2 protein-coding genes are annotated in these 5,780 nt (G+C 60.7%); both read right to left on the bottom strand.

The features are described from left to right. Positions 1-164: 164 nt before the first annotated feature. Entirely contained in the window at positions 165-1,982 is a 1,818-nt protein-coding gene (atzF, locus tag AUC60_RS03565) for an allophanate hydrolase (RefSeq protein WP_087264713.1), read from the bottom strand. A gap of 28 nt (positions 1,983-2,010) precedes the next feature. Then, positions 2,011-5,643, bottom strand: coding sequence for an urea carboxylase (gene uca, locus AUC60_RS03560; RefSeq protein WP_087264712.1), 3,633 nt, complete (start codon positions 5,641-5,643; stop codon positions 2,011-2,013). Between the last annotated feature and the right edge of the window lie 137 nt (positions 5,644-5,780).

The following is a 5,780-nucleotide window of genomic DNA, read 5'->3' as shown; positions in this document are numbered from 1 at the left end:
CCAGCGATGGCGGTCTGTCTGATGCACCGCCATCGCGGCCTCGCGGTGCTCGTGCGCTCCTACAGGTTCAGCGTTTGCTGCGCGACAGCGTGGTGTCATGGACACCGAGGAAAGTCCTGCAGGGATGTGCGTTTCAAGCCGATCTAGCGTATGTGGATTTAGATCTATTTTGCCGCTTGCAGATATGCCCGCCAGCCGCCCAGATGGCTGATATTTTTTGCCCCTTGCAGACCATAAGCTTCGCAGATAAACCCGCACTCCCAGCGTCCGTCAGCCAGTTGCACTTTGCCCAATCCCAGCGGCGCCGGAATGCCGGTCAGGAACGAACCCAGTTCGCGGCTCGGCAGCTCCCAGACTTCCACGTCTATCGCAACCCCGCCTTGATCGACCCGAACCATGCCCGGCCGAAACGGCGGACCGCCTGCGAGTGCGTAGAGTTGGTAATCCGGGGAGCTTTGTGTGGTTTCCACCAGACGCGCGCCGCGTTGCTTGAGTTGCCAGTTCAGCGCCAGGCCATCCAGATGCGCGCCGCATACCACCACGCGTGCCATGTCGTTGCGTGCGACGGTGGCCAGTTTGTTCAACTGCGTGGTCAGGCCGCCACTCAATGGCAGTTCGGTCTGACGTTGCAGAGCGTCGGCCACGCTCAGCAGATATTGATCGGTGAACACCCGACCAAACAGCGTCACGCCCCACGGCAGCCCGTTGTCCATGAACCCGCTTGGTACAGCAACTGCAGCGTAATCCAGCAGGTTGACGAAGTTGGTGTAGTAACCCAGTTCGGAGTTACGCAGTACAGGTTCGGCTTCCAGTTCGGCGTTGGTCACCGGGCGGCCGATGCTTGGCGTAAGCACAAAATCCAGACCTTCCATGGCCTTGTCGCAGATTGCTTTGAGCGCTTGCAGGCGATATTGCGCACGGAATGTTTCTACGCCACTGACTGCTGGAGCTTTGGCCAGCACTGCACGGATGACCGGCAGCACGGCCTCGGGATTGTTTTCCATCAGTTCGCCCGCAACGCTGTAGCGCTCGGCGACCCATGGCCCTTCGTACAGCAGGCGCGCGGCTTCAAGAAACGGTGAAAGGTCTAAAGAGACCGCTTCGCCACCCAGTTCGGTCAGGCGGTCGATGGCGTCGCTAAACAGCAGCGGGCCTTGAGTGCAGCCGAAATACTCCAGGTCCTCGGCGCGGGGCACGCCGAATCGGAAGGGACGGGGCGTCCCGAACGCCGAAGCGTCGTTCCACAGCGGATTACTGCGGCTGTATTCGTCACGCGGGTCAAGCCTTGCGGTCAGGCTCAGCAACTGACTGGCTTCGCGTGCAGTAGCGGTAAAGGTGGTCACGCAATCCAACGTGCGGCAGGCCGGTACGACACCTGCGGTGGAGATCAAACCTTTACTGGCTTTCATACCCACCAGATTGTTCAGCGCGGCAGGTACCCGGCCCGAGCCGGCGGTATCGGTGCCCAGTGAGAAACTGCTGACGCCCAGCGCTACGGCGAGTGACGAGCCTGAGCTGGAACCTCCGGACGGATACTCTTTTAGTACGCTGTTCGGGCACGCGCCAAAGGGCGAGCGACTGCCGTTCAACCCGGTGGCGAATTGATCCAGATTGGTTTTACCCATGGGAATCGCACCCAGCGCCAACAACTGCTCGACGATGGTGGCTGAACGTTGTGGCGTGTACGCATACGCCACGCAAGCTGCCGTGGTGGGAATGCCCGCCAGATCTATGTTGTCCTTGATCGAGAAGGGGATGCCATACAGCGGCAGGTCCTTGATGTCACGATCTTCCAGCGCCGCGAGGTAGGGTTCCAGTTCTGCGGTGCTTAGCAGGTGAATGAACAGATGATATTCCGGGTTCAGCGCGGCGGCTTTTTCCCGCAGGGCGAGGATCAGTTGGCGAGGTGTCAGGCTGCCGGATTCATAGGCAGCACGGACTGATTCCAGGCGCAGGTCGCGCAACGTTACTTCAAGGCTCATAGAAGAATTCCATAAAAAAGTAAAAGGGTCAGTCGGCTTGCAGCACGACAACACGTTGGCCTGCGCGCACTGCCGAACCTGGCTGCACGCGCACCTCGCGAACCACTCCGGCGATCGGCGCCAGCAGCGGAATTTCCATCTTCATCGACTCCAGAATCACCAGTGCATCACCGGCTTCGACACGCTGGCCGACCTCGACCTGCACTTGCCAGAGGTTGCCTGCGATATGGCTGTCGACACTGTGTTCCCCTGCCTTGAGCGGCGCTTCTTCGGTTAATGGTGCAACGGCTTCTTCGCTTTCGAAATTAGCCTGGCCGCTGGCGATCCAGCGTTCACGTTCAGCGTTAAATGCCGCTTGTTGCTGACTGCGGAAGGCGGCGATGCCCTCTGCTTCGCGGTTGAGGAACGCCTGGTAGTCGGCGAGGTTCAGGGTGCTGTGTTCAATCTCCAGATCGTAACGGCCCAACGGGAAGTCCCGACGGATACGCAGCAGCTCATCGGCGCTGACCGGGTAGAAACGGATCTGATCGAAGAAGCGCAGCAGCCAGGGTTTGCCATCGAATGCGGCGACCTCCCGGTAGCGATTCCACATCTGCAAGGTGCGCCCCACAAACTGATAACCGCCGGGACCTTCCATGCCATACACGCACATGTAGGCACCGCCGATGCCTACAGAGTTTTCAGCCGTCCAGGTGCGGGCCGGGTTGTATTTTGTGGTGACCAGTCGGTGACGTGGGTCGAGCGGCGTAGCGACTGGTGCACCGAGGTACACATCGCCCAGACCCATGACCAGATAGCTGGCTTCGAACACGGTGCGCTGCACTTCGTCGAGGTTGGGCAGGTCATTGATGCGCCGGATGAACTCCAGGTTACTCGGGCACCACGGCGCGTCTTTGCGCACGGTGGTCATGTATTTTTCGATGGCCAGCTGGCAGGCCGGATCGTCCCAGGACAATGGCAGATGGACGATGCGCGAGGGGACTTGCAGGTCTTTCGCGGCGCAAACGGCGTCCCATTCGCCTGCGACGATATCGAGCAGTTGCGACAGCGGTAATTGTTCCGGCTGGTAATGCACTTGCAGCGAACGAATGCCCGGCGTCAGGTCGATCACGCCGTGCAGGCGCTTGGCTTCCAGTGCCTGCATCAACGCATGCCCCCGGAAGCGCAGCACCAGATCCAGCTCAGACGCGCCGATTTCCAGCAGCAGGTGAGTGTCACCCGAGAGGCGGGCGACCAGGCGGGTATCGTCCTGACCGATGTCGAGCACAACAGGCGAGTTCAATTCTGTTGGAGCGAGGCTTGCCCGCGATTTCGGTATTCCAGACGCAGGCGTTACATCGATTGTACCGGCGTCATCGCGGGCAAGCGCGCTCCTACGGATCAACTGACGCGCCTCGGAAATGCTCACCGCTTCAAACATGACCTTGTCCCCAGCCTTGAGCTGGCCCAACTGCCAAAGGTCCGCCTCGATGATGGTCACCGGGCAGACGAAACCACCCAGGCTCGGGCCATCCGGGCCGAGGATCACGGGCATGTCACCGGTGAAATCAACCGCGCCAATTGCATAGGGATTGTCGTGGATATTCGACGGGTGCAGTCCCGCTTCGCCGCCATCGGCCCGCACCCACTCCGGCTTGGGCCCGATCAGGCGTACGCCGGTACGACTGGAGTTGAAGTGCACTTCCCACTGAGTGGCGAAGAACGTTTGCATGTAGTTTTCAGTGAAGTATTCCGGGGCACCGTGCGGGCCATAGATGACCCGGATGTGGCGTACTTCAGCCAGGTCTTCCATCTGTTCTTGCGGAATGTGCTGCCCGGCGCTGCGATCAACCAGTGGAGACACATGCAGCACGTCACCCGCACGCAGAGCCCGACCACCGTGCCCACCAAACTGGCCAAGGGTGAAGGTGCTTTTGCTGCCCAGATAATCCGGCACATCCAGCCCGCCCCTTACGCACAGGTAACTGCGCGCACCGGCCCCGGCAATCGTGCCCAGTGCCAGTTGTGAACCGGCGGGCACGAACACGGCTGTGTTCAGCGGTTGCTGTTCGCCATCCAGCGTGAACGGAATAACAGCTCCGGTAACTGCCACCACGGCATCGGTGTTGAAGCGCAGCAGCGGGCCGCTCATGGTGATTTCCAGTGCGGCGCAGCCTTCGGCGTTGCCCAGCAAACGGTTGCCCAGACGCAGGGCGCGGCTGTCCATCGGACCGGACGGCGGGACGCCTACGGCCCAGTAACCCAAGCGGCCGGGATAATCCTGAACGCTGGTCTGCGTGCCGCCGCTGAGCACTTCAAAGGTGTCGGCGTGATAGACCAGGCCTTCCAGGCAACGGGTCCACGGCTGACCGCTGGCGAACGGCGCGTCGGCGATAATCTGCCGCAGGTAGTCGCGGTTGGTTTCCACGCCATACAGGCGGCTTTCGCTCAAGGCATTGGCCAGCCCATCACTGGCCAATTGGCGATTGGGTGCCCAACTGATCAGCTTGGCGATCATCGGATCAAAGAATGGCGGAATCTCACAACCCGCTTCTACCCACGTATCGATACGCAGGCTTTTGCCATCTACAGCGGGGAAGTTCACCGCTGTCAGCAAACCAGGGCAGGGCTGGAAATCGCGGCCCGGATCTTCGGCGTACAAGCGTGCCTGAATGGCGTGGCCACTTGGCTTGAGCGCGGCTTGCAGTTCCGACAACGGCGGCAGGTCACCGGCTGCCAGTTGCACCATCCAGCTGACCAGATCGACGCCCCAGACTTGCTCGGTCACGCCGTGCTCGACCTGCAAGCGGGTGTTCACTTCGAGGAAGTAGAAACGCTGGTCGTCACTGTCGAAGACAAATTCCACAGTCCCCGCGCTGCGATAGTTGACCGCTTTGGCAAGCTTGATCGCGGCAACACACAACGCTTCACCCATGCCATCGGGCAGGTTCGGCGCCGGGGTTTCTTCGAGGACTTTCTGGTTGCGCCGCTGCACGGAACAATCGCGTACGCCAAGGGCCAGCACTTCACCGCGACCATCGCCAAACACCTGCACTTCAAGGTGCCGGGCGCGCTGGATGTACTTCTCGATGAAGACACCGGAGTCGCTGAAATTATTCTGGCCGAGACGTTTTACGGCTTCGAAGGATTCGCCCAGTTCTGCCGCGTCGCGGCACACGCGCATGCCGATACCACCACCGCCTGCGGTGCTTTTGAGCATCACCGGGTAACCGATAATTTCAGCCGCGCTCAGCGCTGCTTCGACGCTGTCGAGCAGTTCGGTGCCTTCGAGCATCGGCACGCCGTGCATTTTGGCCAGCGCTCGCGCGGTGTGTTTGAGACCGAAGACGCGCAGTTGCTCGGGCGTTGGGCCGACAAAGGCGATCCCTGCATCTTCACAGGCTTGAGCGAAGGCGGCGTTTTCCGAAAGGAAGCCATAGCCGGGATGGATCGCTGTGGCGCCGCTGGCTTTGGCGATGGCGAGGATTTTATCTACCGCAAGATAGGTCCCGGCCGCACCGCCTTCACCCAGGCTGTGGGCTTCATCGGCCTCCAGCAAATGCAGGCTTGCTGCGTCCGCTTCGGAATACACCGCGACGCCTTTGACGTGCAGTGCACGCAAGGTGCGCAAGATGCGGCAGGCAATGGCGCCGCGGTTGGCAATCAGCAGTTTGTCGAACATGTCTTGAACCCCGGAAGCCGATCAGCTCGACCTCAAACTGGGAAGCGGGCCGTCCCGCTATTGATGTGTCTGCACGAGGGTCGTCCGTCGTGGTGTGTTCAGGTGCTGCAAAATCTGGATTGCAATGGAGATTCCTT

Origin of the sequence: Pseudomonas caspiana, assembly GCF_002158995.1 — a bacterium.
GTDB classification, from domain to species: Bacteria; Pseudomonadota; Gammaproteobacteria; order Pseudomonadales; family Pseudomonadaceae; genus Aquipseudomonas; species Aquipseudomonas caspiana.
This window is presented reverse-complemented; position numbering and strand designations above follow the sequence as displayed.